Annotated in this window: 18 protein-coding genes; 9 read left to right on the forward strand and 9 right to left on the reverse strand. The window is 42.0% G+C overall.

Going from position 1 to position 17,513, the window contains the following annotated elements; genetic code table 11:
* Both DWW91_RS01690 and pdxB read right to left on the reverse strand, forming a co-directional pair.
* Complete coding sequence (locus tag DWW91_RS01690) at positions 1-1,200, reverse strand: MFS transporter (RefSeq protein WP_122326749.1); 1,200 nt, start codon at positions 1,198-1,200, stop codon at positions 1-3.
* Between the two features lie 22 nt (positions 1,201-1,222).
* Positions 1,223-2,326, reverse strand: coding sequence for a 4-phosphoerythronate dehydrogenase PdxB (gene pdxB, locus DWW91_RS01695; protein ID WP_009860675.1), 1,104 nt, complete (start codon positions 2,324-2,326; stop codon positions 1,223-1,225).
* A 149-nt stretch (positions 2,327-2,475) separates the two neighbouring features.
* Here pdxB and DWW91_RS01700 point away from each other — a divergent pair, with 149 nt between their 5' ends.
* The 4 genes from DWW91_RS01700 to DWW91_RS01715 all read left to right on the forward strand — a co-directional run bounded on the left by DWW91_RS01700 (position 2,476) and on the right by DWW91_RS01715 (position 6,366).
* Positions 2,476-3,081, forward strand: a complete 606-nt coding sequence (locus tag DWW91_RS01700; protein WP_009860676.1) for a DUF4254 domain-containing protein — start codon at positions 2,476-2,478, stop codon at positions 3,079-3,081.
* A 66-nt stretch (positions 3,082-3,147) separates the two neighbouring features.
* Positions 3,148-3,621: a hypothetical protein gene (locus DWW91_RS01705; RefSeq protein WP_009860677.1), complete on the forward strand. Its 474-nt coding sequence runs from the start codon at positions 3,148-3,150 to the stop codon at positions 3,619-3,621.
* 799 nt (positions 3,622-4,420) lie between these two features.
* Positions 4,421-5,452 (forward strand): glycosyltransferase family 9 protein, encoded by a 1,032-nt coding sequence (locus DWW91_RS01710; RefSeq protein ID WP_009860678.1) that lies wholly within the window; start codon positions 4,421-4,423, stop codon positions 5,450-5,452.
* Positions 5,449-6,366, forward strand: coding sequence for a lipopolysaccharide kinase InaA family protein (locus DWW91_RS01715; RefSeq protein ID WP_122326750.1), 918 nt, complete (start codon positions 5,449-5,451; stop codon positions 6,364-6,366). Before DWW91_RS01710 ends, DWW91_RS01715 begins: the two co-directional genes overlap by 4 nt.
* Here the strand turns inward: DWW91_RS01715 and DWW91_RS01720 are convergent.
* Positions 6,354-7,115 carry a glycosyltransferase gene (locus DWW91_RS01720; RefSeq protein ID WP_009860680.1) on the reverse strand — a complete coding sequence of 254 codons (762 nt, stop codon included), beginning with the start codon at positions 7,113-7,115 and terminating at the stop codon, positions 6,354-6,356. The two genes, DWW91_RS01715 and DWW91_RS01720, sit on opposite strands and share 13 nt — an antisense overlap.
* Before the next feature lie 13 nt (positions 7,116-7,128).
* Positions 7,129-8,001 (reverse strand): FkbM family methyltransferase, encoded by an 873-nt coding sequence (locus tag DWW91_RS01725; RefSeq protein ID WP_009860681.1) that lies wholly within the window; start codon positions 7,999-8,001, stop codon positions 7,129-7,131.
* Between the two features lie 222 nt (positions 8,002-8,223).
* Between DWW91_RS01725 and DWW91_RS01730 the strand changes: the two genes are divergently transcribed.
* Complete coding sequence (locus tag DWW91_RS01730; protein ID WP_122326751.1) at positions 8,224-8,922, forward strand: glycosyltransferase family 32 protein; 699 nt, start codon at positions 8,224-8,226, stop codon at positions 8,920-8,922.
* Positions 8,923-8,973: 51 nt separating this feature from the next.
* Here the strand turns inward: DWW91_RS01730 and DWW91_RS01735 are convergent, their stop codons facing one another.
* The 4 genes from DWW91_RS01735 to DWW91_RS01750 are packed head-to-tail and all read right to left on the reverse strand — an operon-like array spanning position 8,974 to position 12,492.
* Positions 8,974-9,741: a DUF5672 family protein gene (locus tag DWW91_RS01735; RefSeq protein WP_009860683.1), complete on the reverse strand. Its 768-nt coding sequence runs from the start codon at positions 9,739-9,741 to the stop codon at positions 8,974-8,976.
* Between the two features lie 58 nt (positions 9,742-9,799).
* Positions 9,800-11,017: a glycosyltransferase family 87 protein gene (locus DWW91_RS01740; RefSeq protein ID WP_233584378.1), complete on the reverse strand. Its 1,218-nt coding sequence runs from the start codon at positions 11,015-11,017 to the stop codon at positions 9,800-9,802.
* Positions 11,001-11,786 carry a polysaccharide deacetylase family protein gene (locus DWW91_RS01745; protein ID WP_009860685.1) on the reverse strand — a complete coding sequence of 262 codons (786 nt, stop codon included), beginning with the start codon at positions 11,784-11,786 and terminating at the stop codon, positions 11,001-11,003. The genes DWW91_RS01740 and DWW91_RS01745 overlap by 17 nt, the downstream gene beginning before the upstream one ends.
* Entirely contained in the window at positions 11,767-12,492 is a 726-nt protein-coding gene (locus DWW91_RS01750; protein WP_046145733.1) for a glycosyltransferase, read from the reverse strand. Before DWW91_RS01750 ends, DWW91_RS01745 begins: the two co-directional genes overlap by 20 nt.
* A gap of 209 nt (positions 12,493-12,701) precedes the next feature.
* On the opposite strand from DWW91_RS01750, the gene DWW91_RS01755 reads away from it, so the two are divergent.
* A complete protein-coding gene (locus DWW91_RS01755; protein WP_122326752.1) occupies positions 12,702-13,994 on the forward strand; it encodes a nucleotide sugar dehydrogenase in 1,293 nt (430 codons plus the stop codon).
* A 23-nt stretch (positions 13,995-14,017) separates the two neighbouring features.
* The gene (locus DWW91_RS01760) at positions 14,018-14,878 is read left to right on the forward strand and encodes a hypothetical protein (RefSeq protein WP_009860688.1); all 861 of its coding nucleotides are present in this window, start codon (positions 14,018-14,020) and stop codon (positions 14,876-14,878) included.
* 27 nt (positions 14,879-14,905) lie between these two features.
* Here the strand turns inward: DWW91_RS01760 and DWW91_RS01765 are convergent, their stop codons facing one another.
* Positions 14,906-15,541 (reverse strand): viroplasmin family protein, encoded by a 636-nt coding sequence (locus DWW91_RS01765; protein WP_009860689.1) that lies wholly within the window; start codon positions 15,539-15,541, stop codon positions 14,906-14,908.
* A gap of 113 nt (positions 15,542-15,654) precedes the next feature.
* On the opposite strand from DWW91_RS01765, the gene DWW91_RS01770 reads away from it, so the two are divergent.
* Positions 15,655-16,176: a shikimate kinase gene (locus DWW91_RS01770; protein WP_122326753.1), complete on the forward strand. Its 522-nt coding sequence runs from the start codon at positions 15,655-15,657 to the stop codon at positions 16,174-16,176.
* 46 nt (positions 16,177-16,222) lie between these two features.
* Positions 16,223-17,434, forward strand: a complete 1,212-nt coding sequence (locus DWW91_RS01775; protein WP_010801357.1) for an alanine dehydrogenase — start codon at positions 16,223-16,225, stop codon at positions 17,432-17,434.
* Positions 17,435-17,513: the final 79 nt, after the last annotated feature.

Here is a 17,513-nt window from a genome sequence, read left to right on the forward strand (position 1 = left end):
TTACCGCAATTTGTTCCTGTTGAAATGCGGTCCAGCCTTGAAGATAAAAAAGAAAGTGGATAAAACTGTCAGGCAGGCTCCAAGCAGATAAGCGTGGTTGAATCCACCGAATTCCTGTGCGATACTTCCGCCGATCATTAATCCGATTCCGATACCGACATCCCAGCTAGTGAGGTAGGTGGAAGTTGCCGTTCCGCGCTGGCTGTTGGGTGCCAGATTGACAAACAGGGTGTTGAATGCCGGGAACATGGTTCCGAAAGCAACACCTTGTGATAAAGCGATGGCTATATATAAATAGGAAGTGAACGTCGGATTCCATTTCATCAATGCATCGAGGGAAGCGAGCGCAAAGAAACTGGCACATGCCAGATACATCCCCAGTGTAATAACCAGTGTGATACGCCCTTTATCTACTTGCCGGCCGGAAAACAGCCTGGAAGTCGCGAGTCCGATCGCCATAAAGGTGAAATAAAGTCCTGAATTGACAGATATACCGATCTCGTCGGCATACATTGCCACATAGGTGGTTGTCATCCCGTAAGGAATGGAAAGCATTAGCAGTGAAATTCCAGCCCAAGTTCCTTTGACCAGGAAAAAGCGGTCGAGCGAAATCGGTTCTTTCTTTACCGGTTGCTTGTAAGGCGTTTTAACCAGATAAGCCATGATAAATCCCAAGAAGCAGGAAACCAGTGAGCAACTGAAAATCACTTCATAACTGAAACTGTTATGCATGAACAATCCGATCATCGGACCGAAACTCATTGCCAGATTATTCGCCATCCCGTAATATCCAATTCCTTCGCCACGACGTGAAGAAGGAAGAATGTCGATCACGATCGTATTACCCGATACCGTGACCATCCCGAATGCGAATCCGTGAAGAATACGCAGCACAATGAAAATACACAAGACGCTGGCAATCATATATCCGGCGAAGATAACCATGAATATGGCATACGCCAGCAGATATAACGGGCGACGGGCAAAGGTATCCAGCAGATATCCGGAAAACGGACGGATACAAAGACAGGCTATCGTATAACAGGACAGAATAAATCCGATCATCGACTTATCTGTCATAAACCGTTCCTGTAAATAGAAGGGCAGGATTGGCAGTATCAGGTAAAATGCAAAAAACAGCAGAAAATTAGCCGTTAATATGTAGCAAAAACCGGGTGATAATAACTTGTCTTTCGCCATAGCAGTGAATAGTAGAATGGTATTATTTGAAACCTAACTTATCAAAAAGTTCCCGCTCTTCTGTTGTCGCGTTCTTTACCGTATAAGCGGCAAACTCCCGGGGATGATGATAATTTGCCCGGAACCATTCGAACTTTTCCGGCGTTTCCCTCAGTGCTCTGTCTACACCAAGCGGACTAAAACTTTTAAGTATTGCGTGTTCGATACGATGTTCCGTCACTCCGGCGAGATCGATAACAGGATCGGCAGGCTCTGGCGGCATAACTTCTCTTAATTTCTCTATTTTCACACCGAAGAAACGTTCGATATTTTCCAGGCAGGTACGAGTCCCGTTGGCTTTGCCATCAGCGGAGAAGCCGGCAATATGGGGGGTGGCAACGGCTGTAAGACTTAACAGTTCCCGGTCGATCGCCGGTTCGTTTTCCCAGCAATCTATCACTGCTTCGCTGATTTTTCCTGATTTCAGAGCTTTTATCAATGCCGTCGTATCGTGTACAGCTCCTCTTGAAGCATTTACAAACCAGGGCTTTTTACGTGTTTTGTTGAAAAAAACTTCGTTGGCAAGGTGACGGGTTGCAAAAGGTCCTTCTTTTGTCAACGGTGTATGGAAGGTGATGATATCAGCTTCTTCTGCGATCGTATCCAGCGAAACGAATCCTGCCGCTCCCTCTTCTTCTGCTCGTGGCGGGTCATTACGCAAGATATGTAAACCGTAAGCCGTACACAGTTTTTCCAGTTCTTTCCCGACATGCCCTACACCGACTATCCCGATCGTTTTTCCTTGAAGCGTTTCTCCTCTGCGAAGGGCTATCGTGATAAGTGAAGCCAATAAGTATTGTGCAACCGAGACAGCATTGCAGCCAGGTGCATTTTTCCAGGTGATACCTGCTTCATCACAATATTTTATGTCGATATGATCGAAGCCGATAGTCGCTGTAGTGATCAGTTTGACACGGCTACCTTGGAGCAATTCGCGCGTACATTTGTCGATGCTTCGTACAATGAGAGCATCTGCGTCGTGGATGGTTGAAGGAGTAAACTCGTTTGAGTTGAGGTATTTTATTTCTGCGATTGGTTCGGCTACGCCTTTTAGGTATGGGACCGTGTTGTCAGCTACTATTTTCATTTTATATGCTTTTTGCAGGGCAAAGATAGAGATTATTTGCGGAATAGACTGGTAGGTGATGGCTTGAAATCAGCATATCCATTGATAGATTATCGAAAAAGATTTTCTACCTTTGTCAACAGTATTTACAGAAAGCAAAACGATTATTTATGAATTTCAGCGAACAGTGTTACCGGATATTTGAACAGGCTACGAAAGCGTATCATGTTTCTGATGATGTGGATGCAACCATGCATAATCCGTATGAGGTAAAAAGTATAGAGTTTTATCTTTATTTGAAAAACTGGATTGATGCGGTACAGTGGCATCTGGAAGATATCATCCGTAATCCGGCAATCGATCCGGTGGAGGCAGTGGCTATCAAACGCCGTATAGACAAGTCTAATCAGGATCGTACCGACTTGGTGGAATTGATCGACAGTTTCTTTCTGGATAAATACAAAGAAGTGAAAGTATTGCCGGATGCGACGATCAATACGGAAAGTCCGGCATGGGCGGTCGACCGGTTGTCTATCCTGACATTGAAGATTTATCATATGGCCGAAGAGGTTAGCCGTCCCGATGCAACTCCCGAGCATAAAACGAAATGTGAAGAAAAGCTGAACGTGTTGCTGGAACAGAAGGTTGACCTGTCAACGGCTTTGGACCAGTTACTGGCTGATATTAAAGCCGGACGTAAGTACATGAAGGTGTATAAACAAATGAAAATGTACAATGACCCGGCATTAAACCCTGTGTTGTACGGGAAAAAATAAAACGGAATGAAAGTATATCATGGCAGCAGCACTGGAGTCGTTAATATATGAAAGGAGTTACGAGTTATGAAAAATGTATTCTTTCCGGATGAAGTAATAACGAAAGAGGATGTTTTCTATGTCTGTAGCCTGATTGAACGTATTGCACGTCGTTTGAAACAGCCGAACCGGTATGTCGTGAATTGTATGGGGAAACAGGCGCTGGCCGAGAAATTATCCCTGGCAAATGTTATGCACAGCGAAAACCAGCAGGCTGTCGTTGAACGTTTGATTGATGAATTCCGGTTGCAGGAAGGTAATTATGATGTGACAAATGTCAATCCGGCATTGGTCGATCATATTCCGACCGAGCAGGATATGGGAAAAGTTTATATGCGCCTCGTGTTGTCAACTCTCTATTCCTGGGAGGATTATGCAGATGCTATTTTACGTGTATATAATGATAAAATATGCCGTACGATAGATAATTATAATGGAAGTGCTTATTATGAACCTTCCTATTATTTAACCCGATGTTATTATAGCGGAACATTTAATTAACTCATTGCAAAAATACTTGTTATGCGACTCTCTGCATGAGGTATTTTGCCCGGTTTCGATAATTTTCTCTGTCGCAAAAGCGAATTATACTGAATGATCTTGATGGCAAATTGATGTTGTTTTTAGGAATAAGGTGTCTTATTGTCTTGTTTTAAGCGGTTGCTGTGACTGTGATGTCTGTCAGAATAATTGAAACAGGAGAGTTGAATATACAATATTTAACATCGTGCCTGTTTCTATGAATTTCCAATCACCGTTTTAAACAAATTATCATCTCGTTTAAAACGAATTTTTTTTCATTTTAAATGAGATGAGAGTTTATTTAAGACGAAATATTTGTTAAATTCAGTCGGTGAAACTTTTTTGATGAGCCTTTTTCCCTTTAAAAACTATGCTGTACAGCAGATTTAGATTTCAGATGTAACGAAAAGTTGTATTGGATTTAAATATCTAATTCATATATTTATTTAATCTTTTATATCATCATTTATGGGTATAGACTATTGATGGATCAAAAAGCTGTATTTATATAGTGAAAGCCTGAATAAGGATATTTGCTATCTTCTTCTGGGCGAGATAAAAAGCGCTGTGTCTGGTCAGGACTACATACAGCTTATTGGCGATAGGGGTAATTTGACATTTTGATAAATACGACGATATCCTGTCGTAACAATGATTGCCGTGACAATATGACAACGGCATGTAATGAATTCAGATAACTTATTCCGGAAATAATTTATATCTTTGTGAACAGTATTGATAGAAGTTACGAATCATGAAAATGTATTAAATTCATTACATGGCAAAAATACTTGTTATAAGACTTTCTGCTATTGGCGATGTTGCTATGACGGTTCCAGTGATCTACTCTGCCGCCAAAGCAAACCCCCAACATACGTTTACTGTACTTACGCAGGCTTTCCTGATACCTGTTTTTATGAACCGTCCGGCAAATGTGGACGTGATCGGTATCAATACGAAGGCGGCAGAAAAGACATTGGGCGGATTGCTCCGGTTTGCTTCTGCGTTGGTCAAGTATGAGTATGATGTCGTATTGGATTTGCATAATGTGATCCGTACCATGATTATCCGAGGTATGTTCCGGATAAAAGGGAAAAAGGTTTATGTTGTTGATAAAGCAAGGAAGGAACGGAAACGGCTGACCGAGCGTAATCATAAGGAACTGAAACCCTTGCGTCCGGTGATAGAACGCTATGCCGATGTATTCCGTGCTGCCGGTCTGAACTATACGGAAACTTTCACATCCCTTTATGAATCGAAGCCGGCCGATCTGTCGGCTATGGAAGCCGTGGCCGGAACAAAGACCGGTAAATGGATTGGAATTGCCCCGTTTGCCAAGCATCGCGGAAAAATCTATCCGGTGGACGATATGGAACAGGTTGTTGCCCGCTTGTCGGAAAATGAAGATTATACGATCTTTCTGTTGGGAGGTCGTGGTTATGAAGAAGCTGTTTTGGAGCAATGGGCATTCCAGTATCCGCGTGTAAAAAGTGTCGTCGGCCGTTATTCGCTGGATAATGAACTTGCCTTGATCAGCCGGTTGGACGTATTGCTTTGCATGGACTCAGCCAATATGCATTTCGCTTCTCTGGTCGATACAAAAGTGATTTCGGTCTGGGGAGCAACGCATCCCTATGCCGGATTTTACGGTTATCATCAGGACCCGAAAAATGCCGTTCAACTCGATCTTCCTTGTCGTCCCTGTTCAGTCTTCGGCCAGAAGCTTTGTTTCAGGGGGGATTGGGCCTGTATGACACAGATTACACCGGAGATGATTGTGGATAAGATAAATTCCACCTTGCAGAAATGAAAGTAGTAACGAATCCGGCATATCCTTTCCTGGCAGATTTTTTTTGTCATTTATCCGACCGTTTTGAGACGGAAGGAACCACGATATATGAGGGACGAAACGTGTTGAAGCGGTTTAATATCGAAGGATGTGAACTGGTGGTGAAGAGTTTCAAGGTCCCGTTCTTTGTCAATCGGGTTATTTATACGTTATTCCGGAAATCAAAGGCCAGGCGTTCGTATGAATATGCTTTCGAGATATTGAAGCGGGGGAGCAACACGCCGGAACCTCTTGGATACATAGAAGAATATAAACATGGCCTGTTGAATCATAGCTATAGTGTTTCTGCGTATAGCGGAGCTTCCGATATCCGGGAATACATGAACGGACAGCTGAAGGATAAAACCTTGTTGACTGCATTAGGTGTTTTTATAGCCAGTCTGCATCAGGCTGGAATTTTTCATATAGATTTATCACCGGGAAATATCCTGTATTATAAGGAACAGGAAACTTTTCGTTTCACTCTGGTAGATATCAACCGGATGCAATTTAAGAAAATAACAGTACAGGATGCGATCAGGAACTTTTCACGGTTGGCCATTTCCTGTGAAGCATTGTCATGTGTCACCTGTGAATATGCACGGATTCGCGGGTTGGATGAGGACTCTTTTGTACGGCAGACTAATCAATACAGTGATCGTGTTTATAAAAAGTACGCTTCCCATCTGGCATGTAAAGCCTGGAGGAAAGAGGGTGGAAATTGGTTTACCCAACCTTATTTCCAGTACGTCATGGCGAATCTGTTCAGTCATTGTCCTCTTTTCACGAAGGCTGTGCGAGATCGTTTCCATAAAAAACGTATCCGGATTTATACCTCTTGCATATTGCCGTTTGATTTCCGTAAAGTCTTTCCTGAAAGCTCTCAGGAGGATTGATCCTCTTTTTTTTGTGATTGGGAGGTCCAGCCTGTTATCTGTGAGCAGTGGCTGATATAATATGATTCTTCTTCCGACAGATTTTTAGAATCGTTATACCATGGCTTATGTTCAGCCTGATAAGGGTATGCCGTGCGGTATGCCTCAACCGACCGGCTTCTGCTCAGTCCGACATGCGGTCGGTAAAGGGCGAAAGTCGTATCGATGGGAGCCCGGAATAAACCGTTTTCGGTCGGACGGGCATAGTATTGTTTTTCCCAGTCAATTACTTTTTGCTTATGCTCGTACTGATCCGGCAGATTATCGATCCGTAATGAAAAACCGATTTTGCGGGCAAACGGATGCGCTTTCAGTTCTTTCAGGAAATAATCGATGAAATCGTCCGGACAATCAGCTATGGGGATGACATCTGAATCCGTATAGATATAATAGTCATTACAAAATTTCTTCTTCAACTCTGATTTCCACAAAGCCTTGAATCCGAGGTTCTCTTTAAGCCGGAATACGGTAAAGGGGCATGTCTGGTAATATTCCAGCAGAGGCGGGTAGGTTGAAGCGTTATCCAATATATAAATACGCGTATATCCTCTTGAAGTCAGACTGTCCGTCAATTGGATGAGTGTTGTCAACCGGTTGAAGTTATTGATGATAATAGGGATGTCCTTCCCGTTTGATATGTGGGATGGTATTATCTTTCCTTTGAGGAAATAATAATAATTCGCGATGGCTGTAGTCAGTTTCTTTAGCATATAGAGTAATAATTTATTTAGATGCTCTGATTAATCCTCTGCGTAAATAAGGGGGCTGCATGTCATGATTGTGTGTGTAGATCATGTAGCCTTTTGAAAAACTTGTTTTGAATCCGTTACCCTGCAATATGTCCGTTAATACAACTTCATCATCATGCCGGTGATAAGTACATAACGCAATTTGCATGGATTTATTTTCATTTATCAGACGTTTTGCCCCGTACAATAGATCTCGTTCTGCTCCTTCAACATCGGCTTTTATAAAATTCACAGAGGAGTCGTCAGAGAAAAACGAATCGAGAGTTATGCAGGTATCGGTATCTTTATTTCCGACAAATTTGTGAATAATGGATACTTTCTCTTTCCAGGGTTCAAATGTTTTTTCCAGAGCCTCTATCCAGTCGTTATCTGTTTCAAAAAGATAAACATGTTGTACTTTATCTATTACACTGAGCGAAAAGTTCCCTTCCGCAGCTCCGATGTCTGATAGAATATCATTGTCTTTAACATTGAAATTTCCATCGGTATAACGGTGAGGAGAAGCTATGTCTTGTTCTGCTTGCAGGGCGTTGTAGGCACGCTGTATCCGCTTTACGGACCATTTACGTTTGAAATAAAGTCTTTTCTCTTCGTGCAGGACGTATTTTAGCTGAGAGTCGTCATCCGTGAAAACCTGAATGTCTTTCGCTTTGTACTGCTCCGTAAATGATGAAAGAAATGTTGTTATAGGATGTGATCTTAAGTATCCGATTGCTTCTTTCTGCTCATTGGATAATGAATTTTGCGGAAGAGAATCGAAATAAGACAGGATGACTTTTCTGAATAATTTTCTGCGGAGGCCGTGGGGTAAAATCCGACATTTGTAAAAAGAAGATAAAGCGAACATGATTGATCTGTTTTGATAGGTTTATTATATTTATTCTTGGAATGAGATGAATTCTGTCTGTACATAATATCCGGACAAAGATAATGATTTTCTTTTGTATGGTAGGTTGGAAGGCATGCATATTCTTACTGAATATTTTGCAACTAAGAATCCATTCTCTACCTTTGTGGGGTAAAAGAGAGAAGAGATAGGCATTCTTTTCATATTATAAACTATATATGTATGATTCCGAAAGTAATTCATTTGTGCTGGTTTAGTGATGATCCTTTTCCTGTTGAAATAAAAATCTGTTTGGCAAGTTGGAAACGAATATTGCCGGATTATACGGTAAGGCGCTGGACCTATGCTGATGCGATGGCTATTGGCTGTGATTTTATAGCGGAGGCATTGCGTGCTAAGAAATGGGCTTTTGCGGCAGATGCTGTACGTTTTTATGCGATTTATAAAGAGGGAGGAATATACATGGATAGCGATATGCTTGTAGAGAAACGTTTCGATTCTTTTATACCTCAGCATGGTTTTGCAACGTTTAATGAGCTGTGGGGTACGCTTTTTTTACAGGCTGCTTTCCTGATTGGAGAACAGGGAAATGCTTATTGTAAGGAGGTTTTTGAATATTACAACCAACGTCATTTTCTATTGCCTGACGGATCTTTCGATATGTTGATCTCACCCAAGATTATGACGATGATTGCTGAGAAAAAAGGATATAAGCGGGAAGATGTCGAGCAGCGTTTGGGAGATGATATAATTATCTATCCAAGTTGCTACGTTTCTCCGTGTAAAACAATCAGATATCCTGAGGCTTTTGCCTGCCATCAGGTGTATGGCAGTTGGCGAAAACGTCGCTTCGGTAGAAAAATTGAGCGATTTTTAAAGCATATATGCCTTGTGGTTCGTTTTGCATTATTCAAACGGTAGAAAAAAATTGGATACGGAGAGTCTGAAAAGACTCTTATCGGCTTGGGATATCTAAAAGTGGATAATCGGTTGCCAGAACTTTTTCATTTTCCGTTTATACCATGAATGGCATCCGAAAGGTAACTGTCCGCCTGTCAGCTTATAACAGTAAGCCGGATATTTATCGAAGGCGAATCGGATTGCTTCCATAGCTTCCGGATAAATGAACCCTGTTGCTTCTGTTGCCCAGAACACGTCTTCATTATAGAGGTGATGCCGGTCTTGCGCCAGGTAGAAATTGATACGGTCTGCCTGTTCGCGGGTTACCCGGTAGTGGCTGTCGGTTTTGCGTAATGATAATCCTCCGTTCCCGATTTTGTTGTAGAGGTCTTGTTTGGATGGCTCTCCTTTTTGCCGGTGGTACATATGTGCCAGATGCATAATGGCGGAGATAATGGGAAAGCGATATACCGGTTTTTGCAGCCAGGGAGCACCGATGTAATCATAGCCTTTGCTGCACCATTCCTTTAACTCATCCCGGAAAACAAAGGCATCCAGTTGGTAGATCAGTATATAAGTGCTGTCAAGGAACCGTTCGTAAAAACCGGAAGCAAGCATTAACCGGTTGTAACCACTGATCCCTTTAAAATAAGCATCATCGAATGACGTAAATGTCAATCTGGGAAATTCAGCCTGTAGTTCCGAAAGGTCCAAAGACTCGGGCTTTATTACAACCAGCGGATAAGCCTTTAAAATATCGTATGCCTGCATCAACGAACGTTTTTCCGTCGCAGTGAACGTATTTTTATAGATGGGTATGATTACTTTTACTAACTCCACAATTTACTACTATAACTTGTTATTGCGTCCAAAGATAACTAAAACTAAATAATTTGATCTAATCATGGTTGAGTGATTTCTGATCGAATGTAAGAAAAATCATTTCATAACAAATCTTTAACCAGACTAGAATACAGAACCATGACTTTACTACATATGGATGAACTATAGCCCTTCGGAAAAAGGGAGGTGTTAATTCCGTTGTAGAAATAGCGACGACGATAATGGTTAGTATAAGCAACCAATAGTTCAGTTTTTTATTTGAAGCAGGTGAGTTGACATACCAGATTCCAACTCCGAGCATGGCCGTTACATAAGAACTAGCCTCGCTTCCGGAACTGAACAAGACTGTGAAAAGCAGTACATTGGCTAGTAGCAGGAAACGGAAAGAGAGACTTTTGTATTGCCTGATACGCAGATATGGAATAAAAAATAAAATGAGTCCGGGAACTATCAGCCATAAGTCGCTGTAATCGGGATTTCCGGATACTCTCCTGACTAATCCCAGTAAAGATACATTCTGTGAAATGGCGAACATATTATGTGAGTTTTTCTCAGTGATGGCTATAAACCAATCCTGATACTGGCTTATCGTATATTCCAATCCAAAGAAAGGAATCGGGAATATGAATAAAAGGATCGTCCAGAATAAACAAGATAGTAAGAATTTTATCTTGTGTTTTGAGAAAAAGAAGAAAGCCAGTCCGACAATTGAATATATTTTTACAAATGTACCGAGCAATATGACAAATGCTGCCCAAAAATCTTTTTTCTTTTCGATAAAAGCAAAAGCCAACAGGATAAAGGCAGCGACAGATATATTGAATTGCTGGACTAACTGGGCTGTTATCAATTCGATATAAGCAGTCCAGCATATTATCGCTTTTTGATTTTTTGACAGGGGCAGTTGCTGTATGGCGTAAAATAGCAGGGCTGTATTGGCCATTACCCATAATATCATTCCCAACCACTGGGGGAGAATGGCAAAAGGTGAAATGATAAAACTGAATATGATTCCGTAAAGATTGACGTCGCCATATTCTTCAGGATAAGGACCGTATAATGTGAGTCCGTGTATCGCGTGATTGTAAACACCTTCAAATATCTTGTAATTGTTGAACTTTCCGATAATCAACTTGGCTATGACTGTAATTGCTGCTGTAACCAGCCATATCGCAAGAATCGTTTTGTTTTCTTTCAGTTTAGGATTATGTAGAAAGGAGGTTACAAATTTGAGTTTACTGTTTATTTGAGGTCTGCTACTTACTATTCCCATTTTGTATTATGTTTTGTTGAAATGAAGAAAAGGTCATAAAAGTATAGTCCTTTTTTATAGAGAAGGATATCAAATCGTCCAATCGTTTTATCATACCTTCTCCCGAATGATTGGTTATGATAAATGGTAAATTCCATTTTTTCAGATTGGTAAATTCCCAGGGGTGAAAATAAGTAACAATGTAGCCATCGTGTTTCAACGTTCTCTGAAATAACCACCGATAGACTTTAGCCGGGAGGTTATGGTAGGCCAGCCAGAATAGAGGAAAACGGAAAACAGGAGAAACAGATGCAGGAAGTTGCAGGACGTCATCTTTGTAAAACCACGTGCGGGGTTTATCCAGGTGGTTGTATCTTCCTGGAATACATGTCGGGTTTAATGAAGAATTATATGTATATCCTGCTTTTTTTATTTCTTTTTCATCAATCGGCATCATACGTGCCATACGGAATCCTTTTACAGGCTGCCCGGTTTGTTGCTCAAGAAATTCGCGGGAGCGTTTCAAATCTTCCATTTCAAATGAAGAATGATAGTATCCGTGTGAGGCGATCTCATGACCGTCCTGTAGGATGTTCACGATGATTTCGGGAGCGTGAGCAGCGAAATTGGCCGTGCAGAAGAAAGTGGCATGTATCTGGTGTCTTTTAAGGCAAGCCAATATCTTTCTGGTCCCTTCGATAGACACAGCCATTTGTTGTTCAAATGGCACTTCTATCCCATGTTCCAGGGGAACATCGAATTCTTCAATATCAAAACTGAGTAAGATCATTGCTGAGTAAAATTGAAAAAAAGTTTACCATTTCACGTTTTAGCACTTTGAATCCCATGTCGGATACTGTTAAGCCATCCCTGATACGTGACTGTACGGCCTGTATGTTCATTTTTTTCCGTTGAGCCTTGTATATGAACTCAGTATCAAACAAGAAGCTATTAACTTTTGTTGATAAAAAAATCCTTTTGCCTGAGCGGTTGAATCCTTTGAGTCCGCCTTGAGTATCATGTATTTTTAAACGAAGGAAAACAGCGTTGCATATATGGGACGATTCGGAAAGAAACCTCCGGAAAGGCGGTAAATTTTTTTGGTAATTCCTGTCCCTTATGGCAACAACGATATCTGCTCCGTTGAGTAATGTGTTGATTACCTGTCTGAAAGAACTATCTGTGTAGGGGAAGTCATAGTCGGTATATATGATATATTCCGATTGACAATGTCGCACGGCTTCACGCAGAGCGTATCCTTTCCCTCTGTTGGGACGATAGTCAATTACTTGGACTCCGGGGATTCCGTTTTTTAATGCGGCAACTACTTCCGGTTCGTATCCGCGTTTAGAACCGTCACTAACAATAAGCAAGTGAAAATTTACAGGATTAAACAAGGATTGTATCTCTTTGAATTTCCTGATAACCTTTTGCTCCCAGCCGGAAGGTGGGTTATAGCAAGGTAAAATAAGATCAATATCAGCTCTGCAATTCATCTTCTATTTCTTTAATCAACTCTATAGGTAAACAGATGCTCTACGTAAATATCTGATGCAAAGATATGATATTAAATTACTTGTATTGATGTTTAAACTAATTTGTACGGATATTGACAGACGTTTACAGTGTTGGCGTATAAATAAATATACAGAAATAAGTTGTATCTTTGCCTATCATTTCAGAACGGAAAAGAAGAATAAAATAAATGGAAAATATAAAGGTTGCAATTATTGGCCTGGGATATGTCGGGTTACCGTTAGCGCATTTGTTCGCAACCAGATATCCGGTTGTTGGTTTCGACATTAAGCAGGATCGGGTTGAGGCCTTAAAGAAAGGGCAGGATATAACGATGGAAGTCTCTGACGGAAAACTGAAATCTGTTTTATTGTCTCACTTACCGGAATTTGATGAAACAGGGCTCTATTTTACATCTGCTCCTTCTGATCTTCAGTCATGTAATTATTTTATAGTAGCTGTGCCTACTCCTGTAGATAGTCATCATAGTCCGGATTTGACACCTTTATATAAGGCCAGTGAAACAGTTGGGTGTGCATTATCAAAAGGGGATATTGTTATCTATGAATCAACTGTTTGTCCGGGCATTACAGAAGAGGAATGCGTTCCGATTCTTGCAAAGACTTCAGGATTGGTATATAATGAAGACTTTTTTGCCGGTTATTCTCCTGAGCGTATCAATCCGGGGGATAAGGAACATACGGTAGAGAAAATTATGAAAGTAACCTCCGGCTCCACACCGGATGCGGCGGAGAAGGTAGATGCGCTATACCGTTCTGTAATTACTGCCGGAACATTTCCGGTATCCAGTATCCGCGTGGCAGAAGCATCTAAAGTGATTGAAAATACGCAGAGGGATATTAATATTGCTTTTGTAAACGAGTTGTCTAAAATTTTCCATCTGTTGGATATAGATACAAACGAAGTGTTGGCTGCTGCCGGAACGAAATGGAACTTTCTGCCGTTCAGACCGGGGTTGGTTGGAGGTCACTGCATTGGTGTCGACCCTTATTACCTGATCCGGAAAGCGCAGGATTACGGATATCATCCCGGCCTGATCCTGTATGGGCGTCGTATCAATGATACGATGGGCGAATACATAGCCAACCGTGTGGTGAAATGTATGATTAAAAAGGATGTACCGGTTAAGAATGCGGAAGTGCTGGTGTTGGGTTTTACCTTCAAGGAAAATTGTCCGGATGTGAGGAATACAAAAGTAGGGGATGTTGTCCGTGTATTGAAAGATTACGGCATCAATGTCTCTGTGTATGATCCTTGGGCTCGTGCGGAAGAAGTCCGGGATGAATACGGAATAGAGTTGACCGGGTCTTTATCCGAAGGCAGGAAGTATGATGTGATTGTACTGGCTGTGGCTCATAAAGAATTTCTGGAACTTGACATCCCGTCGCTTGTCAGTGAAAATCACGTAGTATATGATGTAAAAGGTTGTCTGAATCCGGAATGGGTGGACGATCGGTTGTAAATATAAATCCACAACATTATAGAATGAAAACAAACATACTTTTTTCCCTCCTTGTTTTTTGCTGTAGCTTTTTTACAATCTTTCCTGCCAATGCAGATTGGAGGGATAAAATACCCTTGTTAAAGTATTCTCCCCGTTATTTTGGTGCGAATGCTTTCCCTTTTCCGGAATTGATGGGCGGGAAGTTATCTCCGCGCTGGGAGGTCGAATTAAGAGGTGAATATCATAAAATGACCGGGGATAAGACGAAAGACGTTTTTGCCCGTTTGTATATCCCTATAGCCAAAGGACGTGCCGGTGTATCGCTTTACGGGGTGATTCAGGAATGGTACGAAACATCACCGGAAGTGCGTGACGAGCGTAATGCTGTCGATGTGAAATCTCCGATCCCTTGTCATGGGGATTTTATATTGAGTTGCCATTATCAGGTGCTGAAAAGTGAGAAATGGGTGGATATCGTGGTAAATGCAACTCTGAGAACAGCCAGTGGGGGACGTTTGTGTGATGCCCGTTATACAGATGCGGCTGCTTATTGGTTCGATTGTAATATTGGACGGACGTTGTGGCAGAATCCGGAAAAAAATGCGTCTGTCCGTTTACAGGGAATGGCCGGTTTTTACTGCTGGATGACGAACGATCTGATACATCGGCAGAATGATGCTTTGACATATGCGATCGGGGCACAGGCTACTTATCGTGGTTTTACATTGAATTGTGACTATACAGGCATAAAGGGGTACAGAGGAGACGGGGACAAACCGATGATTGTCCGCTCAAAACTCAATTATGAGATAAAAAAGAACATTATCTCTTTCGGTTATAAACACGGTATACAAGATTATCTTTACGATAGTTTTTCGTTGGCCTATATCCGCTGTTTCTGAAAACCACCTTGAAGGAGGATTTTTCTGTTATTTCCGTCCGAAATCAGCCGGAATTTCCCCCCACACCGAAGTCTCCCATTTCAGGATCGTTGTAGTATAGGTGTTTGTATTCAGCCATTTCTCGGCACGTTCGATCAGATCGAAGATTTGCTCGTTGACAGGTTCACGTTCCAGCAGAGTCTTGCATTTCTTCTTTTTGACCCAACTGATCGCATTACGGCTATCCGAATAAATAGGCAGGTTGCTTCCTTTCTGCTTTAACAGTGCCAGACCATGAACGAGTGCCAGAAACTCGCCGACGTTGTTTGTCCCTTTTTTCAAAGGTCCGATATGGAAAATCTCTTGTCCGGTGGCTGTGTAAACACCCCGGTATTCCATATCCCCCGGATTTCCGCTACAGGCGGCGTCTACTGCCAGGCTTTCGTTGATCGGTTTTCCGACAGGTGCTTTCGGTGCCAGATTGGCGGCAGCTTTGGCTGACGAAGCAGTTTTCAGGTAATGCGTATATCCTTTCTCAAAGGCTTCAACGGCCTCTTCGCGGGTTTCGAACGATTTGTATTTCGCTCCTTCTTGTCCTTCCACCTGCATTTTACACTCTGCCCAGTTGTCGTAAACACCTGGGTTAAGTCCTTTCCACACGACATAATATTTGTTCTTCGCCATCTTCTGTATTCTTCGGATATGATTTGCAAAGGTAATATTTTGTTACTTTTCTATTGAAAGAAAAGTAATGAAGAAAAAAAACTTTACATTTGCGGTAAACAATCATATACGAGATGAAGCGTATTTTTTTGATAGGTTATATGGGAGCCGGAAAGACGACGGTCGGCAAAGACCTGGCCAAACGAATGGGGCTTTCTTTTATTGACCTGGACTGTTACATAGAAGCCCGCTACCATAGAACGGTCGGGCAGATATTTGCTGAAAAAGGGGAGGAGGCTTTCCGTGATATTGAACGGCGGATGCTCCACGAAGTGGCCATGTTTGAAGATGTACTGATCTCCACTGGCGGTGGTGCTCCCTGCTTTTTTGACAATATGGAGTTTATGAACGAAACAGGCTCAACCGTTTATCTGAAGGTGTCGGTGGAAGAGTTGGCTAAACGTCTTGAAATCTGTAAATCGACTCGCCCCGTACTGAAAGGACGTTCCGGTGATGAGTTGGTTGCATTTATTGCCGAAAGCCTGGAGAAAAGAACTCCCCATTATATGAAAGCTTCAATCGTGTTTGATGCCGAAGTGATGTTGACGGAAACGGATGTGCATGAGATTTCGGAAGCATTGGAAAAAATAGTATAATATATAATGTAAGGCAGTTAGGAATTGCCGGCCGTGGAATCGTATTATGGAAGCAACAGGAGACAAACAGCTTCAGGGTTCATATATTACCCAGGAACTGTTGAAGGAATTGAATAAGGTAGGTAATCGTTTACTGATTGGTATCCCTTGTGAACGGAAAGAGGGGGAAAAGCGGCTTGCGCTTACTCCTGAGGCTGTTGACATGTTGACCGATCGCGGACATCGTGTATTGGTAGAGTCGGGTGCCGGGTTGGGGATCAATTACTCCGATAATCACTATTCCGAGGCTGGTGCCGAGATTGTCGCTACTCCGGCGGAAGTTTTTCAGGCGGATATTATTTTGAAGATACTTCCTCCTTTACCTCAGGAAATCCTGTTGATGAAACCTCGTTCTACTGTCTTTTCCATGGTGCAACTCAATCTGTTTGCTCAGGAAGCTTTTGAACTGATGATGGCCAAACGTATTACGGCAATCGCTTATGAACTGATGTCGGACGATCAGAAAAGGTGTCCTATCCTGAATGTTATTTCAGAGATAGAAGGGACAGCTTCTATTACCATTGCTTCCGAATTGCTGAGTAATACCCAGGGAGGAAAAGGTATTTTGCTGGGAGGAATCCCCGGAGTGTCACCGACTGAGATTGTGATCGTCGGTGCAGGAAATGCAGGAACCGTGGCTGCCCGTGCTGCTTTGGCGCTAGGTGCATCCGTTAAGGTTTTCGATGATGATATCAACAAGCTGCGCACGATTCAGCAAGTATTGGGGCAAGGTTTGTTTACTTCGACTTTTCATCCGAATGTATTGCATAATGCTTTCCGTACGGCGGATGTAGTGATCGGAGCTATGCGGTATATCAATACACGTTACCGTTATGTGATTGCGGAAGAATTGGTCAGGACTATGAAACGGGGTTCTCTGGTGATTGATCTGCGTATCAGTCAGGGTGGTTGTTTCGAGACAACCTGCTGTCTGGCTAAATCCGATCCGACCGTTTTTGAGCAATACGGTGTATTACATTATTGTATACCTAATATAAGTAATCGGGTGGCACGTACCACCTCGATGGCTTTCAGTAATATATTTGTACCCATCTTTCTTGCTTTGGGAGATGCCGGGACAGTCCAGAATATGATAAAGTCGGATGATGGCTTTCGTTCAGGTGTTTACATGTATTGTGGGAAACCTGTAAACAATTACGTGTCTAATCATTTTAATTTATCATCAAATAACCTGGATCTATATCTTTCTGCTTTTTAAGCCTCAAAAGTTTTGAACAAGCCAAGTTTATTCTTTACTTTGCGGAAATCTAACTACAAACAAGCGATTAAGCTAATAT

The sequence above is a fragment of the Parabacteroides sp. AF17-3 genome, assembly GCF_003635445.1.
In the GTDB taxonomy this organism is placed as follows: domain Bacteria; phylum Bacteroidota; class Bacteroidia; order Bacteroidales; family Tannerellaceae; genus Parabacteroides; species Parabacteroides goldsteinii.